Annotated in this window: 1 pseudogene; it reads left to right on the forward strand. The window is 46.4% G+C overall.

The window, feature by feature from the left end:
- Nucleotides 1-481: pseudogene (locus FLP08_RS16350) on the forward strand (hypothetical protein); the annotation flags it as partial.

Genomic DNA, 481 nt, shown 5'->3' on the forward strand with positions numbered 1-481 from the left:
GATGGAGATGGAATTGGAGATGCCTGTGATGAATGTGATGCTGCTTTAGAAGGTACTCCTTGTGATGATAATGATGCCTGTACGGTTAATGATGTCTACGATGCTGCATGTAATTGTGCCGGAACCTTTGCTGATGACGATGGCGATGGCGTGTGTGACAGCGACGACCTCTGTCCTGGATCTGATGATCTTGCTGATGCCGATGGAGATAGTATCCCTGACGGCTGTGATATATGTTTAGGCTTTGATGATAGAATCGACACAGATGGAGATAGTGTACCCGATGGTTGTGATAACTGTCCATCAGATGCCAATCCAACTCAGGCTGATGCTGATGGAGATGGAATTGGAGATGCCTGTGATGAATGTGATGCTGCTTTAGAAGGTACTCCTTGTGATGATAATGATGCCTGTACGGTTAATGATGTCTACGATGCTGCATGTAATTGTGCCGGAACCTTTGCTGATGACGATGGCGATG

The sequence above is a fragment of the Christiangramia aestuarii genome, assembly GCF_009735585.1.
In the GTDB taxonomy this organism is placed as follows: domain Bacteria; phylum Bacteroidota; class Bacteroidia; order Flavobacteriales; family Flavobacteriaceae; genus Christiangramia; species Christiangramia aestuarii.